At 66.3% G+C, this 14,819-nt stretch carries 19 protein-coding genes and 1 tRNA gene; 8 read left to right on the top strand and 12 right to left on the bottom strand.

The window, feature by feature from the left end; translation table 11 throughout:
• Positions 1-68 precede the first annotated feature (68 nt).
• On the top strand, positions 69-308 hold the full coding sequence (locus IM778_RS06970; protein ID WP_228484795.1) for a response regulator transcription factor: 240 nt from the start codon (positions 69-71) through the stop codon (positions 306-308).
• A 9-nt stretch (positions 309-317) separates the two neighbouring features.
• On the opposite strand, the gene IM778_RS06965 is transcribed toward IM778_RS06970, so the two are convergent.
• Genes IM778_RS06965 through IM778_RS06950 form a run of 4 tightly spaced genes read right to left on the bottom strand, consistent with a single transcriptional unit; the run spans position 318 to position 1,860 of the window.
• Positions 318-755 carry a pilus assembly protein TadG-related protein gene (locus tag IM778_RS06965; protein WP_337905424.1) on the bottom strand — a complete coding sequence of 146 codons (438 nt, stop codon included), beginning with the start codon at positions 753-755 and terminating at the stop codon, positions 318-320.
• Complete coding sequence (locus IM778_RS06960) at positions 752-1,276, bottom strand: TadE/TadG family type IV pilus assembly protein (protein WP_194411301.1); 525 nt, start codon at positions 1,274-1,276, stop codon at positions 752-754. Before IM778_RS06960 ends, IM778_RS06965 begins: the two co-directional genes overlap by 4 nt.
• Positions 1,251-1,661 (bottom strand): TadE/TadG family type IV pilus assembly protein, encoded by a 411-nt coding sequence (locus IM778_RS06955; RefSeq protein ID WP_228484794.1) that lies wholly within the window; start codon positions 1,659-1,661, stop codon positions 1,251-1,253. The genes IM778_RS06960 and IM778_RS06955 overlap by 26 nt, the downstream gene beginning before the upstream one ends.
• A 4-nt stretch (positions 1,662-1,665) precedes the next feature.
• The gene (locus IM778_RS06950; protein WP_194411763.1) at positions 1,666-1,860 is read right to left on the bottom strand and encodes a hypothetical protein; all 195 of its coding nucleotides are present in this window, start codon (positions 1,858-1,860) and stop codon (positions 1,666-1,668) included.
• A gap of 138 nt (positions 1,861-1,998) precedes the next feature.
• Between IM778_RS06950 and IM778_RS06945 the strand changes: the two genes are divergently transcribed.
• The 7 genes from IM778_RS06945 (at position 1,999) to IM778_RS06915 (ending at position 8,931) form a co-directional block, all read left to right on the top strand.
• Complete coding sequence (locus tag IM778_RS06945; protein WP_194411300.1) at positions 1,999-3,444, top strand: recombinase family protein; 1,446 nt, start codon at positions 1,999-2,001, stop codon at positions 3,442-3,444.
• Between the two features lie 100 nt (positions 3,445-3,544).
• A complete protein-coding gene (locus IM778_RS06940) occupies positions 3,545-3,925 on the top strand; it encodes a helix-turn-helix domain-containing protein (protein WP_194411299.1) in 381 nt (126 codons plus the stop codon).
• A 14-nt stretch (positions 3,926-3,939) separates the two neighbouring features.
• Positions 3,940-4,011, top strand: a tRNA-Arg gene (locus IM778_RS06935).
• 402 nt (positions 4,012-4,413) lie between these two features.
• Complete coding sequence (locus IM778_RS06930) at positions 4,414-4,947, top strand: sigma factor-like helix-turn-helix DNA-binding protein (RefSeq protein ID WP_194411298.1); 534 nt, start codon at positions 4,414-4,416, stop codon at positions 4,945-4,947.
• Positions 4,948-5,020: 73 nt separating this feature from the next.
• Entirely contained in the window at positions 5,021-6,844 is a 1,824-nt protein-coding gene (locus IM778_RS06925; RefSeq protein WP_194411297.1) for an ATP-binding protein, read from the top strand.
• 1 nt (position 6,845) lies between these two features.
• A complete protein-coding gene (locus tag IM778_RS06920) occupies positions 6,846-8,738 on the top strand; it encodes a Druantia anti-phage system protein DruA (RefSeq protein ID WP_194411296.1) in 1,893 nt (630 codons plus the stop codon).
• Positions 8,710-8,931, top strand: a complete 222-nt coding sequence (locus IM778_RS06915) for an HNH endonuclease (protein ID WP_194411295.1) — start codon at positions 8,710-8,712, stop codon at positions 8,929-8,931. Before IM778_RS06920 ends, IM778_RS06915 begins: the two co-directional genes overlap by 29 nt.
• Here IM778_RS06915 and IM778_RS17980 read toward each other — a convergent pair.
• The 8 genes from IM778_RS17980 to IM778_RS06885 form a co-directional block, all read right to left on the bottom strand.
• Positions 8,922-9,380, bottom strand: a complete 459-nt coding sequence (locus IM778_RS17980; protein WP_420488845.1) for an XF1762 family protein — start codon at positions 9,378-9,380, stop codon at positions 8,922-8,924. The genes IM778_RS06915 and IM778_RS17980 overlap by 10 nt on opposite strands.
• Positions 9,377-10,036 carry a recombinase family protein gene (locus IM778_RS06910; RefSeq protein ID WP_194411294.1) on the bottom strand — a complete coding sequence of 220 codons (660 nt, stop codon included), beginning with the start codon at positions 10,034-10,036 and terminating at the stop codon, positions 9,377-9,379. The genes IM778_RS17980 and IM778_RS06910 overlap by 4 nt, the downstream gene beginning before the upstream one ends.
• A gap of 448 nt (positions 10,037-10,484) precedes the next feature.
• Positions 10,485-11,051: a hypothetical protein gene (locus tag IM778_RS06905; RefSeq protein ID WP_194411293.1), complete on the bottom strand. Its 567-nt coding sequence runs from the start codon at positions 11,049-11,051 to the stop codon at positions 10,485-10,487.
• Positions 11,048-11,347 (bottom strand): WhiB family transcriptional regulator, encoded by a 300-nt coding sequence (locus IM778_RS18015; RefSeq protein ID WP_475587846.1) that lies wholly within the window; start codon positions 11,345-11,347, stop codon positions 11,048-11,050. Before IM778_RS18015 ends, IM778_RS06905 begins: the two co-directional genes overlap by 4 nt.
• Positions 11,348-11,506: 159 nt before the next feature.
• On the bottom strand, positions 11,507-13,459 hold the full coding sequence (locus tag IM778_RS06900; RefSeq protein WP_194411292.1) for a bifunctional DNA primase/polymerase: 1,953 nt from the start codon (positions 13,457-13,459) through the stop codon (positions 11,507-11,509).
• The gene (locus IM778_RS06895; RefSeq protein WP_194411291.1) at positions 13,456-13,860 is read right to left on the bottom strand and encodes a hypothetical protein; all 405 of its coding nucleotides are present in this window, start codon (positions 13,858-13,860) and stop codon (positions 13,456-13,458) included. Before IM778_RS06895 ends, IM778_RS06900 begins: the two co-directional genes overlap by 4 nt.
• Positions 13,857-14,000, bottom strand: a complete 144-nt coding sequence (locus IM778_RS06890) for a hypothetical protein (protein WP_194411290.1) — start codon at positions 13,998-14,000, stop codon at positions 13,857-13,859. Before IM778_RS06890 ends, IM778_RS06895 begins: the two co-directional genes overlap by 4 nt.
• Positions 13,997-14,215, bottom strand: coding sequence for a hypothetical protein (locus IM778_RS06885; protein WP_228484793.1), 219 nt, complete (start codon positions 14,213-14,215; stop codon positions 13,997-13,999). Before IM778_RS06885 ends, IM778_RS06890 begins: the two co-directional genes overlap by 4 nt.
• Positions 14,216-14,819 lie beyond the last annotated feature (604 nt).

Below are 14,819 nucleotides of genomic sequence, written 5' to 3'. Positions count from 1 at the left end.
GGAGCTGGTGACGGATGCCTCGGCGGCACTGCGCGATCACGCGCGTGCGTCGGCTGGTGGAACGCACCATGCCGGCCCGCAGCGCCACGGCCGATCTGCGCCGCCTCGCGGCCCTGACGCAGCGCGAGCGCGAGGTGCTGGCGCTGACGACGGACGGACTTTCGCAGAAGCAGGTGGCGGCTGCCCTGGGCATCAGCATCAAGACGGTCGGCGCGCACATGCAGAACCTGCTCGGCAAGCTCGGCGTGCACTCGCGCGTCGAGGCCGTCGCGCTCGCCCTGCGCGCGGGCGGGCTCGTCCGCGCGTGACCCGTGTAGCTAGCGCAACGCCGTGCGGCTGGTCGCCGTCGCCTCCAGAGCGAGCCCGTCGGGCACGAAGAAGGTCACGACCGGCGGATGCCACGCCCCGGCGACGGTGACGCGCGCCGAGACACCGTCGGGCGTCTCGGCCGAGACCAGGGTCGCTCCCCCGCCGATCTGGGCGACCATGAGCTCGGCCTGCGCGCGCACCTCCGCATCGCGCAGCGAGGCGACGGGCTCCCCGTCCGCGATCGTCAGCTCGAAGCCGTCCGCCGCGGCGAGCGCGGCGGCGTCCGCCACGGCGTCCAGACGCTTCTGCGTCAGGTAGAGGCTCGTCGCGGCGGTGCAGATGAGCACCGCCATCAGCGCCAGCACGGCATAGCCGAGCGTGAGGATGAGAACGCTGCCCTCGTCGTCGGCTTCGCCACGTGTGCGGGGACTCGGAGAGCGGATCACCGGGACCCCCAGAATCTCGACACCTTGTGCGCGGCGGTGGCCTCGACCGGGATCGCCGCGAGCTCGTCGAGGCCGAGCACGGGCGGAACGAGGGGCAGCGTGACACGGGTGGCGACGGTCACCGCGAGCGTGGCGCCTGCAGCCGGGCACCGGGCGCCGGACGGTGAGCACTCGATGGCGATGTCGACGTCGTCGAGCCCGTACTGCTCGGTGACCGACGCCAGCACGCGGTCGGCTCGCTGACGCGCGTCGTCGGCTCCGGTCGCCGTCGACATCGCCCGGGCGACGTGCCGCGCCGCCGCCTCGGCGCCGAGCGACTGCTCCTGGATCAACGCGAGGGAGACGATGAGGTACACCAGGGGCACGAGCATCAACAGGCCGACGAGGATGAATTCGAGCGCCGCCGAGCCGCGCTCGGCGTCGTGATCGGCGTCGTCATCTGCGCCGTTGCCGGGGTTCGGCGTGGCAGGACGCGCTGCGCGCGTCGCCCCGGGATCAGTCGAACGACTCGACCGGCGCATGCGCCGTCACCTCCATCGTGCGGGGAGCGCCGAGGAGCCCCACCAGCGGCAGCGTCGCCACCACGCGCACTTCGACCGCGGCGTGGCCCAGGTCGGTCGTCTCGATCGCCGCGACATCGGCGGCGTACGACGAGCCGACGGTACGCGACACGATGTCGCGCGTGCGGCGGGCGCCGTCCTCGAGCGATGTGTCGGCGAGCGCCGCGTGGTACGCGCCTTCGACGGCGGCGTCGTGCACCACGTTGCGCACGTACACCGCGAGCCCGAACTGCAGCACGCCGAGGGTGAGCAGCGTGAGCAGCGTCCCGACGAGCACGAACTCGACAGGACTCGAGCCTTCGTCGTCGTGGAGCGCCGCCTTCAGACGAGCCCGGATGCCGCGCACGTCGTCAGAAACCGGAGACCCGCTGGATCGCCTGCTCGAAGAGGCTGGCGAGCGCCGGACCGGCGAGCGCCCAGATCACGACGACGAGCCCGGCGGTCATGAGAGTGATGAGCACCCACCCCGGGACGTCGCCGCGCTCGTCGGCGGCGAGGTCGGCGGCGGAGCCGCGGAGCCTGCGGAGGATGCTCCGGATGCGCATGGTGGACATGTTTCTCCTTTCGACGTTCAGCCCAGCCCGAGGCGGAGCATGAAGATTCCCGGGAAGACCGCGAACAGGACGCTCAGCGGCAGGATCAGGAAGACCAGCGGACACAAGATTGGGTAGTAACCTTTTCCTATGAAGCTCATCCCCGCAGCGAGCTACGCACGCATCAGCGAGAAGGTCGCCACCCGCGACAAGGTGGCCGACCAGCACGTGCAGAACGAACGCCACGCCGCAGCGCGCGGCTACACAATCGTCGCGCGCTACACCGATGACGGCATCAGCGCCCTGGGCCACAAGGAGCGCCCGGACTTTGAGCGCATGCTTGCCGACGCTGAGACGGGCGCGTTCGCCGTCATCGTGGCCACCGAGGAAGAACGCCTGGCGCGCAACGTTGAGGAGAAGCTAGAGCTGCATGCCGCGTGCGAGGTAGCCGGTGTGGTGTGGGACACGGCGCGTGACGGGTACGTGGATCCGGCCACCGACTCGGGCGAGTTCATGTCAACCGTCCGGGCGGCTATGGGCCGCATTGAGTCCAAGCGCAAGGCGCGTCGCCAGCGGGCCGCATCAGATGCACGTGCAGCGGACGGGCTGCCCACCACGCGCCCCGGTTACGGCTACCGCCGCGAGGACAGGTGCGACGTCGTAGTCGAGGCTGAGGCAGCCGTCATCCGCGAGGCTGCGCGCCGGGTGCTGGCTGGGGAGTCGCTGCGGGGCATCGCCACTGACTTCAACGCGCGCGGTGTGCCGTCGCCTGCTGGTGCACCCTGGCAGGGCATCACGCTGCGGCAGCTCATCCGCCGCCCGTCGCTTGCTGGCCTCCGCACGCACCGAGGGAACGTGGTCGGCAAGTTCAACCCCGAGCTACACCCGGCAATCCTCGACGAGGACACGCACACACGGCTTGAGGCGCTGCTCACGGACCCGACCCGAGCGCAGGGCACAGGCGGGCGCACTCCGGTTCACCTGCTGTCGGGGCTGGCCGTGTGTGGCCGGTGTGACGGCACGCTGGATGAGGCTGGCGAGCTGGTGCCCTGCGGCGGCAGGATGGTCCGCGCCCCTGGCCGGATGACGACGACCAAGTCAGGCGGAGCCAAGCGTCAGCCGGCGAGCTACGTGTGTAGCGAGTGTCACCGCGTGCGCCGCAAGCAAGCTGATGTGGACGAGCTCGTGACGGAGGTCATCCTGAGCCGCCTTGAGCGGCCCGACGCCGCGCAGTTGTTCAGCCGGGGTGACGCGGGTGCTGCCCAGCAGGCGCGGGACGCTATGGACGTGATTGATGCCCGCCTCGCGACTGCAGCCGATCAGTTCGCGGACGGCGTGCTCACCGGCGACCAGCTACGCCGCATCACTGAGCGGCTGCGGGCTGACCGTGCAGCGCATGAGCGCACCGTGGCTGAGTCGATGCCTGCTCGGGTGCCGGTGGACGCGGTGGGGCCACTGGCTCGGCAGACGTGGGCCGGGCTACACATTGACAGTCAGCGAGCCATCATCGACGCGCTGGCGCAGGTCATCATCGACCCGTCAGGCAGCGGCAAGCCCTTTGATCCCGACCTGATCCGCATCGAGTGGAGGTCGTGAGGCCCGCGGCGTACGATCCAGTTAGGACGGAGCTGCTCGGGCCCTGGGGGCAACCCGGGGCCCACTTCCGTTTAGCCGGGGCGGTGGCACAGGAGGCACCGTGCGATTCAAGGTCGTGGTGACGAAAGTCGAAGTGGCCGAGCTATGGGTGCGGGCCACCGACGAGGAAGCCGCCGCGCAGAAGGTCAAGGACGAGCTGAAGACCACGTGGGCGTATGCGGGGCACTGGGAGCGGAAAGCCACTGAGGTCGACGTGATCGAGTCAGAATCCGAGTCCATCGGATCCGGACCTGCGACGGTAGCCCCCTCCGGCCCGATGTTGCTCAAGCTGAAAGATGCGGCAGCCGAACTCGGCATCTCGTACGGGACGTTGCACGCGCTGATGAAGGACGGCGGCATCGAATACACCGAAGTTGGCTCGGGCAAGTACATCTCGCGGGCGTCCCTCGTGGCATTCATCGAAGCGAACACCCACAGGTAGGATTGGGACCGCTGGCCTCCGTAGCTCAGTGGAAGAGCCACTCCGTCCTAAGGAGAGGGTCGGGGGTTCGAATCCCTCCGGGGGCACCGATCGTTCATCCGTGGAAGCGCCGGTGTTGTTGCGCGGCCTGCTGTGGTGTCGCGCTTCCGCACCGCCCGATGGACATCGGAGAGCGCGCTCACAGGGTCCCTAGTGGGCGCGAAGCCTGCTTCCCCTCTGGCGGGCGCTTGTGCGCGCGCTCGGCATCCGCGTTGAAGTTCTTGGCGAGGCGTGAACAGATCTGCCGGATCCGTCGCCTGGGAGGAAGTAGAGAGTCAAGCTGGACTGAAGTCAGGCCCCGCATGTACGCTCTCACTTACTAACTCAAGAACACGGGAGCTCCGGACCTGGTGTGGCCAAATGTGCCTTGCCAAATACCCTCCGTACTTACAGCCTCAGTTCGCATGACCTCACGGTCGTGGGGAGCTCTCCTTATCTCAGGATGGAGCATGACCATGACCGAACCCTTCTCACAGCGCGACCTGCGTGTCGTCCACGCCACCGTGCGTCGTACCGCAACTTCGCGCTACCTCACCCGCGACGACGTCGACGAAATCACCGGAGACGTGCTGCTCGCTGCTTCGCGCACCGCCCCGCGTGACGGAATCACGATTTTCGCAGCGGCGATCGCCAACACCCGTCGGCCGCGGTACATCGCCGACAAGGTCAAGGGCGCTGAGCCGTACGCGACCAGCTTCCGTTTCGGTGTCGAGTCTCGCGCGGAAGGCATGACGACCGAGGACTCGGACAACTACACGCTGTACCAGTCCGGTATCTACGAGCGCCCTTCCATCGGCGAACTGGAGATCCGCGACCTCATCCGTCGTCTTCCGTTCGCCCAGGCTCAGGCTTTCACCCTCTGCGGTGAGTACGACCTGACGTACCCGGAGGCAGCACTGATGCTGGGCGTCTCTGAGTCCACCGTGCGTCGCAACCTCGCGCTCGCTCGCGCCTCCCTGCAGGAGTCCCTGCGCAACCTCTAAAGCTTGGTCCGCCACCTGCGGACCAAACACGGCGCAAACGTCGCCGTGCAAACGAAAAGTAAGGAGGGCCATCATGGCCACCATCAAGAACACCGCCCAGGATCACCTCAAGCGGCAGCGTGCATACGTCAAGGAGCGTCAGCTCGACAGTCAGCGCGAAGCCGCGAAGAACGGCGCCGGGTCGGGGCTCGTTGACGAGCGCATGCTCGCACAGACGATGCGTTCGGTTCGCTACGAAGACGAGGCACACGCCGCAGGCGACATCATCGACAACGCCATCGAGGCTGGCGCGTCCCAGGTGCACATCATCGAGGCGACCGAGGGTAACGCGGTCTCGGAAATCGCATTCATCGACGACGCTTCGGGCATCGACGAGTCGTTCCTCCCCCACGCCACGAAGTGGGGCGGGTCATCCAATCAGGGTCAGCGCAACGTCTTCGGCCGGTTCGGCTTCGGACTCCCGAGCGCGTCCGTCAACCGCGGCCGCCAGTTCAGTGTCTACTCGCGCACCGAGGACGACGCCGAGTTCGCCCGCGTCACCGTCGATCTGGACAACCTGAACTTCCAGGGCAACTCGGCGCAGCTGCCGGAGGTTGTCCACGAGCCGCTCCCCAAGTGGATCGCGGACTACATCAACAAGTCGTTCCGCGGTGGCGCTGAGACGGTGCGCACCGTCGTCATCTGGTCGAAGCTGGACCGCCTCTCCTGGCCGAACAAGCAGCAGTCGACGAACGGCATCCGTCAGCATCTGGGTATCACATATGCGGGCTGGCTCGACGTCTGCAAGCTGTATGTGAACGGCGAGGAAGTCGAACCGGTCGACGTCCTGTTCACGACGCCGGGACACCGCTACTACGAAATCGAGGGCTATCCGAAGGCCGAGCCGCAGAGCCCTATCGAGTTCGAGGTGGCCGACGAGGACGGCAACCGCCATACCGTCACCGTTCGCTTCTCCTACATCGGAGTGGACGCCCACAACGCCGAGTGGTCGAGCGGTGGTCGAGGCCGTCCGGCCAAGGTGCGGCAGAAGATCCGTAAGGAGTTCAACGGATTCTTCGTGACGCGTCACGGACGCTTCATCGAGCTAGCCCGCCCGCCGATCCTCAACTGGAGTGTGTACGCACGCCAGGTCGGAGTCGCTATCGACTTCCCGCCGGAACTCGATGACCTGTTCGGTGTTACGCCGGACAAGCAGACGATCATCTTCACCGAGCGCATGAACCAGCTGCTTGAGCAGCACGGTGTGGTTCGCGCATTCAAGAAGCTGGTCGACGATGTCGCCGCCGAGCGTACGCGGCGCAAGGTCGAGGACGACGCCAAGGCCGAGGAGGGTGCCGGCGAGCGCCCTTCGGAGTCGATCATCGCGAAGACCCTGGAGCGCGATTACCGCCGTACGCGCAAGGCCAGCAAGGAGACGCAGGAGGAGGCGCAGAAGAACTTCAAGAAGCGCGTCGAGGATATCTCGAAGGACACAGGTGTGCCCGAGGAGGATGTCGCCGCCGCGCAGGAGAAGGTCGCCCGCGAGAAGCCTTACAAGGTCGAGTTCATCGAGCAGACGCCGGATGACCCCTTCTACACTCCGACCATGGTAGGTACGCAGGTCATCCTCCGTATCAACACGGGACACCCCTGGTATCGGGAGGTGTACAGCCGGACAGCTGCGGACCAGGCCGACCTGCGCGCCGGACTCGAACTGATGCTATGGATCCTCGCGACGAGCGAACTGGACTCGCCTACCGACACCAAGGGCTTCTACCGGGCCGAGCGTCGCGAATGGTCGCGGAAGCTCGCGGACGCGTTCGAGCTGCACCCGGCGATGTTCAACCGCGGGGGCGCGGAGTCGCGCGACGAGTACGACCACGACAACGGCTACGACGAGACCGACGAGGACAACTGACGTGACCATCGACCTGCCGGACGAGAGCAATGAGCGTCCGGCGGGTCGTTGGTCTGCAGACCACGACCCGCACTATGTCCGAGAACTCCGCAACCGGGTGCTCGATGAACTGTCCACCGTCCGCGGACGTGTGGACCTCGCTAACGGCGCACTCGACCCCGTCGCTGCCAAGGAGCAGTTGCGGCTAGCCCACAGCGGCCAGCGCCTGTCCATGCTGCAAGACAACGCCGCATGGCTCTGGGATCACGAGGCGAGCCTGCTCCGCCAGTTCGCCGACGGCAAGGACATCGATGCCGCCGCGATCGACCCGGTTCTGGTTCCGGTCCGCACACAGCAGGACGCCGACCTATTCAGGTACGCGACCTTCACCTGGTCTGTGCCAGTGTCTTCCGGGTATGGCCGCCGCTCTCGTTTTCTGGTCCGCGACCGCCAGAACGGGAAGCTCATGGCTGTCTTCGCCCTTGGCGACCCAGTGATTGCCCAGTCAGCCCGCGACGCGATGATCGGCTGGACGACGGAGCAGCGTAACGAGCGCCTATACAGCGTCTACGACGCCTTCGTACTCGGTGCCGTGGAGCCATACCGACAGTTGATCGCGGGCAAGCTTGTCGCCCTGCTCAGCCTCTCCAACGAGACGCGCGACTTCCTCACGCAGAAGTACCGGGGCAACATCACCGAGATTCGCGGCAAGGTCAAGGATCCGACACCGCTGCTCATCACGACGTCCTCAGCCCTAGGCCGCTCGTCCATCTATAACCGACTCGTCTACCGAGGCCAGACGATGTTCCGCTCGGTCGGATTCACGCGCGGTTACGGACACTTCCAGTTCTCCAACGCGCTGTTCGCCGAACTGCGAGACTTCGCGCTGGGCGGCTTCGAGGACCCCGACACCAAGGTCATGTCAACGAAGTACGGAAGCGGTCCAAACTGGCGGTTCCGGGTCATCCGCACGGCGCTCAAGGCCCTCGACATTCCGGAAGAGAGCCTGCAGCACAACATCCGCCGTGAGGTGTTCCTTGCGCCAACTGCATCCCGCTGGGATGAATACCTGCGAGGCGAGACGGACGACTACGAGCCGTTCGATCTCCCTGCAGCCGACATCGGTACCTTCTGGCGGGAGCGGTGGGCGGTTGGCCGGGCTGAACGACGACCCGACTTTGCCGACTGGTCGCACCTAGACAACCGTCTGACGGCAGAGCTTTCCCGTCCTCTCGTCACCAGCGGTCACGCTCTCCCGGCACGCCACGGGCGAATCTCGATGGGGCCATACTCGATCGCGATCGGCGTGTCGAAGGAGCGAATTCGCGGTCGAACGGCCAACGGCGTCGCGGACGAGGGCGAGGCGATCTTCCACAAGCTTGAAGGCGACGGCCTCGAACTCACCTTTGCCGATGTGCGGTGGGCCAACGGCGAGCGCGAGATCCGCGGCTGGGACCGTCACGGCTCCGGCGCGGAGTACGAAGCACTAGTTGGACGGCTGCGGGTCGGAATTCACCCGGCAGAACGGTATCGCGGCATGTCCATCGCGGAGATTCGGCTTGTGCGCGTTCCGGAAGCGGACCAGGGCGCACAGGTCTACAAGACGACCGACATGGAGCTGACCGCCCTATTCGGGTTCAGCGTCGCCGGCGCACTCGACAGCCTTACCGAGGCGTTGGTTGGCCCGCGGGGCGAACTCTTGCAAGACACTGGGTCGCGAAAGAACCAACTAGCCGTCGTGTTTGACCAAGGCGACCTGGTGACACCGGCGGTGGTGTGGGCGCTCACCCGCGGAGTCGCCTTCAAGCTCCAGGCGGACAAGGACGCGAAGTTGCCGAAGGCGCCGACTATGGCGACGCGCGCTCCCAAGGTGGACGAGATTCCTGATGGTCACTACTCGGCGTTCGACGTTTGATCTGCACCAGCGTCTCGCAGTCTTCCGACGCGACGAATATACGTGCGCTCACTGCGGCCAGGAATGCCGCCCGTGCGAGTTGGAGGTAGATCACATCGTGCCGTTCTCATGGACCGGCGATGACTCGTTTGAGAACCTACAGACGCTCTGTCGTTCCTGTAATAGACGGAAGGGAAACCGCTATCAGGGCTGACGTGGCTCCCAGAGGATCTTGTCTTCGAGCGGGTGCTGGTCCGTGCGGTGTCGGCTGGGCGCGGACCATGAGCGCCCACGGACGACATGAACTTGCTGCCAACCAGCTGCACGGAGGCTAATGCCCGGCTCGGACACGAGCGTGTAAGTCCCAAGCCGCGCGTAGCCGAGCGCCTTCGCCGCCCGCCAGGCAGCACCGTAAAGCGCCGAGCACGCGTTCGGGCAACCATCCGTGGCCACTCGCGTCACCTCAACTGTGGCCCCGTCATCCCGATGCCGCGCAACCGGACGTCCGACTGTGGCAACGCCCCGCACTCGGCCCTCGTCATCGACGACGGAAAGCGAGAACTTGTGTCCTGCGACCGGCTTGTGGTGACGGTGCACTAGATCAATGAAAGCATTCGCATCCCGAAGGCTGATGGTACGGATGTGAAGTCGTGGTTGCGTCATGCCTCGACAACCGCTTCCATCGCTGCGCTGATGCGCTTCTGCACTTTCGCGACGGTGTTCGCAGTCCAAGATGCGCCGGTTGCCGTAGTGAGCCCCTCGGCATTGAGCCGAGTCGCCGTGCACGCGAGCGTGTGCGTGGCGCGCAGTTTCAGGAGACGCTCCCCCGTGGTCTCCGGTAGCGCGGAGGGAAACCCAAACCGCTGCCCTCGACGCTTTGCTGCTTGCATGGCGGCGGATGTGCGCTCCCCGATCACCCGGCGCTCCCACTGCGCCACGCTCATCATGAGGTTGGCGACGAGCTCGCCGGTCGGGCTTGATGTGTCCACGCCGAGGTCGATAGCGACGAGCGCCCACCCCTGCGCGCGGGCGAGTTCAAGGACCGAGGCGAAGTCCACGACGCTGCGGCTCAGGCGGTCGAGCTTGGCGACCACGATCCCGGCAGCATCACGCTTCTTGGAGTGGAGCCTTGTGAGCGCGGCCTGTAGCTGGGGGCGGTCAAGCGACTTGGCGCTGAGCCCCGCGTCCTCGTACCAGATGACGTCCCACCCATGCGCGTCGGCATATCGCCGAATTGACTCACGCTGGGCTTCGAGACCGAGTCCGCTGCTCGCCTGCTCCTCGGTAGAAACCCGAAGGTACCCGATCATGGTGGTCATCGCATGGACTCCGGTGCTTCTGACACATGACGGTCCCCCGGGGTGCTCTCGGCCGAGGACTCGTCGACTGGCCACTCGTCGCGAGCGAGCTGCTGTATGGCATCGATGTGACGGCGGAGTGCGGCGTTCACGGTGGCTCCTTGGTAGATCGAACAAATGTTCTAACCCGTGAACTATGGCTCACTGGGGGCCTAGTGAGCAAATTGTTGACTTCTTGCACTCTGTACTGCGCAATACGCTGAGTGCGTTCGATGGTCCGTGCTAGCCGTGTGGCCGTGGTGCGCCCGTCCTGGCGAGCGCGTCTGAGCGCCCTTCTCGCGGCCTAGCCCCGCGCTTCCGCCCACATACACCGGAGACCCCCCTCGCAGCGCGAGAGAGGCCTCCGGGCGCTGGGATGCACCCCAGCAGGACGCGGTGAAAGGTCCACCAACCCGCGCCCAGTCTGTGATCAGTCGGTCGGTGCCGAGAAAGTCGCACTGTTGAACAGGTTGTACCCGGCCCCCGTGTTCTCATCGAGGTAGGCCAGCGCCTCCGCCGAACCGGCAGTCTCGGGGAAGGCTCCCTGGTAGACCTCAGCCACGCCGACCCACCCGTGGCTCCGGGAGCGGGTGCCGATCGCGTGGGCGAAGTCCGGGTCGTTGCCCGCGATCGCCTCCTGCAGCACTTCCATCGCCTCGCGCTCGTCGAGCTTGCGTGCGCGGTCGGCGGCGTCTCGCCGGCTCACCATGCTGGCGGCGTCGGCGGGCTGGTTTCCCCGGAACTCCTTCTCGACCTTGTCGCGCAGTCCCTTCACGAACGACTCTTGCTCGTCCTTCAGGGCGTCCAGCTTGGCGCGGGTGTCCTTGGACAGGGCGGCGAGGTCGTCCTTCTTCGCCTCGGCGGACAGCCGGGGGTTGTCCTTGATCGCCTGGCGAGCCTGGGCGTGCGCCGCCCTGACGGCTGCGGCCTGCTCCTGGGAGCTCTTCAGCTTGTCGTTGAACGCGTTCTGTACGGACAGCGGGGTTGACTTGCTCATGATGGTTCTTCCTTCTGTTGATGGTTGCCGGGTGTGACCGCCCCGGCGTCGGTGGTTGACCTGGCGCGCCTGCGCTTCGCTGATCGTTCGGCCCCTGCCCAGAAGCCCGAGTCGGCGGCTGCGGTGGCGTAGTGGTTACAGAGGTCACTGACCGCGCACCGCGCGCAGATTGACGCGCACTCGGCCCGTTGCTCGTCGGTCCGAGAATCGGCGGTGAAGGTGGCGTGGCCCGCGCACGGTGGGGCGTAGTGCTCCAACGCTGCGTTCAGGTCATTCCAAGCGTCATCGGCGCTCATCGGTGTCCTCCCCCGCAGCACGTGAAATGTCCACACAACCCGGAGCCAGTTGGCTCGCGCGCGCGGGGACCCGGCTGACTGCACCGACTGGCCCGACTGCACTGATTGCGACTGTTGGGCCAGTTGGGCCAGTTAGGCCAGTGGGGTTAGTTGGGCCAGTCATTTACTCTCCCCAGGGGTTGGCCCAGCAGCGGCACCACTCGAACCGTCTTCCTCACCGGGCAGGTACCAGAACGTCGTCCGCGGGAAACCCTCCGAACGGGTTTCGGCCTGGATACGACGTCGGGCGCGCTTCAGTGCCGACTCCGAGTGACCCGCCTTGCGGCCTTCCTCCTTGACGCGTGCCGACCCGACCACGCCCGTCATCGACAGGAAGTCATGCAGCCAGTCGGCGGCCTCCTTGATGGCCGTGCGGTCGGTGTTCTCGGCGCCCGAACGCTCCATGACGGCACCGATGGACTCGCTGATCTCCGCGCCCCACACGAGCCGTCCGGTATTGGCGGGACCCTCGTCGGTGTCCACAATGGCCTCCGCGATGGTGAACGACAGCGTCGGCAGGTTGGTGCGCCCCAGGTTGTTCTTCGGGGTGCCGAACAGCTTGCGCTCTTCGTCCTCGTCGTCCGGGTCGTTCACCACCGTGTGGACACTGCGCGCTACTGCGGTGAACGCCTTGGAGCCCATGATCAGTTGGAGTGGATCGGTGCTGCCCGACTTGTTGTGATGGATGAGCCCGAGCACCGACATGCCCACGCGGTCGGCAACGTCAACAATCGGCTCAAGTGCGACCCGAACCTCGGAGTCCTTGTGCGTGTCCTGATCACCGAGCCGGCTCATGAGCGGATCGAGCAGCAGCAGCCCCGCTTCGACCTGCACCGCAGCCTGTTCCAGCAGCTTCAGATCCTTGATCACGTTCATGCCGACGTAGACCTCATCGGCGCTGCGCACCGCGACCCGGAACACCATGTCGAGGTCGGCCCTGGCAGCGATCAGGCGCGGCACGATGGTGTACGCCCACGAGTCCTCCGTGGCGGCGATGAGCACCGCGCGGGGCTTGCCGTACGACTCACCCGGCAGCTTCCCGCGGGTGATCTGTGCGACGAGCCAGTACGCGAGCGTCGACTTGCCGATGCCCTCCCGACCCGCGAGCAGCGCCAACGTGCCGATAGCGATGCGGCCGTCCCACAGCCACTTGACCGGGCGTGGCTTGATAGCCGATGCCGGGGTGAGCTGAAGCGTGCGCATGCCGGACTGGGTCGCAGATTTGGCCGTGACCTCGTGCGACACCTTGCCCGCAGTAGTCTTCTTTCCGTCGGCCTCAACCCGCGTGATCGCCTTGGCCCAAGCCCGGTCGAACGCGATCAGGTACTTCGAGTCGGGGTAGTCGTTCGTGTATCGTGCCCGCGCCGCCTCGTACGCCTCGCGGCGACCGTCGCCCCACGTCAGCCCGGACACCAGCGGAGTGATCCTGTACAGCAGGTCGCCGTTGTCTACACCGCCCTCAGGGAAGATCGTTGCCATACGGCGCGCCTTGGCTGCGCGGGCCTCCTGCGTCGGGTCGTTGCTGCTGCCCTCGGCGTCGAGCCACGCCTCCAGGTCGGCCATGTCGTAGTCCCAGCCGTCCTTCTTGTGGACGAGCGCCCACTCAGGAGCCGGTGCCAGCCGGGGCTTCTTGGTCAGCTTTGGCCCGTTGTATGCGACCATCCCGATGCCCGAACGGACGTCCACACCGGGCATACCGTTGAGGTCGCGGTCGATGGTGAGCTGTTCCCCTGCCGGTGCGCGGTAGATGTGGTGCTCGCCCTGGCCGCTGCGGCTCGTGTAGCTGAACGTCCGCGGCAGTTCGAGGCCCGCAGCCTTCAGGCTCTTGAAGCCGTCCTTGCCGTGCTTACGATCCACGTCCACTGCGACGATGCCCGACCGTCCACAGTGGACACCGATACGCTGACGCGGGTCGCTGGCCCACCATTCCCGAATCTGCTCCCGGTCCCGCGAGGCGCCCCGGTCCCAGCTGAATCCCCGCAGGAACTTGCCGCTGGGGGTCATCGGGAACACGTAGAAGCCCGCACGAGCCAGACTGAGCGCGGTGCCGAGGTTGCTTCCGGCCGTGGTCATTCGTCGGCCTCCGAGTCATCCTCGTCCTGCTCGATGACCATGTGCAGGCGCGGGGCCTGGTCAGGCGTGAAGTACATGACGCCCCGGCAGTCCTCGCACTTCGGGTAGGTGAGGTCGCGCGGCCCCTGCCCTACGTGGTGACTGTGCAGGGCCTGGAGGCCCCAGCGGAGGCCCTCCTCGGTGTCCCACGCGGCGAAGTCGTAGTTGAACGACCCGTTGCCGTCGCTGTAGACGTGGAAGTATCCGTAGCTGTGGCTGGTCATCCGCGCGAGCATGACGCCGCGCTCTGCCCAACCCTCGAACCACTCAGGATGAGGACCGGAGCGCAGCAGCTCGGTCTGCTCGGATTCGCTGAGGCGCTTCTTGTTCGGGTAGTTGGCCCGGACCGTGCGGCGGCTCACTTCAGCACCCCCAGCGCAGCGAGCGCTACCAGAGCAACCATCGCCATAGCGCTCACGCCGACGATCACCCCGTACAGGGCCGCTTCGCGCCGGTCACGGTTGGCAGATTCGAGGACGCGGGTCCACTCTTCGGGGGTCATCGCTGGCCCCCTGCGCGCAGCAGCCCCGTCAGCGTGCGAATCTGCTGGGGGTTCAGGGGTGGCGCAGCTGCGAGCGTGCGCTCGATGTAGGCGGCGATCTTGGCTTCGGCCAGGTTGCGGCTGACCGCTGCGCGGCGCTCGGGATCGGGGGCAGTACGTGGTGCGAACGCCTGCGCCTTCTCCATCGCGAGGCGCTGTAGTTGTGATTTGGCCATTGGCCGGGACCCTTCAGCGGAAGGCACAAGAACGTGCCGGATGAAAGGTCCCCGCTGAGGGTCCTAGGGGTTGTTCAGTTAGAAGCCGACTTACCCGTCAAGCGGGTCGTGAGGGCCAAGTATTCGGGGAGTCAGGCGAGGCTGATCTCCGTGCGGCCGAGAGCGCGTGCCTCGTCCAATAGCGAGTGTAGCCGTGCCTGCGTGATCTCCGCCCCGCAAGGGAACTTGTAGCGCCCGTGCATCTCGCCCTTCGGGTCCGTGTCTGACGGACCCCAGACGATGGCATAGTCCTCACCGTAGGTGGGCGCGAATCCCGGGGCGGGCTTCCACTCACCGTTGCGCCTGTCGTCAAACCGCGACACAAGGCGCGCGTCGTGCCCGTGTCCTGCGACTCGACACACGAGGTTGACAGTAGCGGCCATGGGTACTATTATGTCAGCCCCTGCCAGATCCGCGCGTCAAGTATGGGCTGATTGGGACTAATGCCCTGGTCAGAGGAGCAATTTCTAGCAGCCCGCACCGGCGTGTTGCCCCTGCGCCCCCCCTACTGCGGTGGGTTGCCTGCCGGGTACTGCTGGGCAGCCGGGAGCAGTTAGACCGCTCA

The organism is Microbacterium cremeum (genome assembly GCF_015277855.1).
In the GTDB taxonomy this organism is placed as follows: Bacteria; Actinomycetota; Actinomycetes; order Actinomycetales; family Microbacteriaceae; genus Microbacterium; species Microbacterium cremeum.
The sequence above is the reverse complement of the archived record's forward strand: the minus strand, read 5'-3'. Positions and strand labels throughout refer to the sequence as shown.

Coding starts and splice junctions, on each gene's coding strand:
- IM778_RS06970 (WP_228484795.1), top strand. CDS start 69: ATGCCGGCCCGCAGCGCCACGGCCGATCTGCGCCGCCTCGCGGCCCTG.
- IM778_RS06960 (WP_194411301.1), bottom strand. CDS start 1,276: ATGCGCCGGTCGAGTCGTTCGACTGATCCCGGGGCGACGCGCGCAGCG.
- IM778_RS06950 (WP_194411763.1), bottom strand. CDS start 1,860: ATGCGCATCCGGAGCATCCTCCGCAGGCTCCGCGGCTCCGCCGCCGAC.
- IM778_RS06945 (WP_194411300.1), top strand. CDS start 1,999: ATGAAGCTCATCCCCGCAGCGAGCTACGCACGCATCAGCGAGAAGGTC.
- IM778_RS06930 (WP_194411298.1), top strand. CDS start 4,414: ATGACCATGACCGAACCCTTCTCACAGCGCGACCTGCGTGTCGTCCAC.
- IM778_RS06925 (WP_194411297.1), top strand. CDS start 5,021: ATGGCCACCATCAAGAACACCGCCCAGGATCACCTCAAGCGGCAGCGT.
- IM778_RS06915 (WP_194411295.1), top strand. CDS start 8,710: ATGGTCACTACTCGGCGTTCGACGTTTGATCTGCACCAGCGTCTCGCA.
- IM778_RS17980 (WP_420488845.1), bottom strand. CDS start 9,380: ATGACGCAACCACGACTTCACATCCGTACCATCAGCCTTCGGGATGCG.
- IM778_RS06910 (WP_194411294.1), bottom strand. CDS start 10,036: ATGACCACCATGATCGGGTACCTTCGGGTTTCTACCGAGGAGCAGGCG.
- IM778_RS06905 (WP_194411293.1), bottom strand. CDS start 11,051: ATGAGCAAGTCAACCCCGCTGTCCGTACAGAACGCGTTCAACGACAAG.
- IM778_RS18015 (WP_475587846.1), bottom strand. CDS start 11,347: ATGAGCGCCGATGACGCTTGGAATGACCTGAACGCAGCGTTGGAGCAC.
- IM778_RS06900 (WP_194411292.1), bottom strand. CDS start 13,459: ATGACCACGGCCGGAAGCAACCTCGGCACCGCGCTCAGTCTGGCTCGT.
- IM778_RS06890 (WP_194411290.1), bottom strand. CDS start 14,000: ATGACCCCCGAAGAGTGGACCCGCGTCCTCGAATCTGCCAACCGTGAC.
- IM778_RS06885 (WP_228484793.1), bottom strand. CDS start 14,215: ATGGCCAAATCACAACTACAGCGCCTCGCGATGGAGAAGGCGCAGGCG.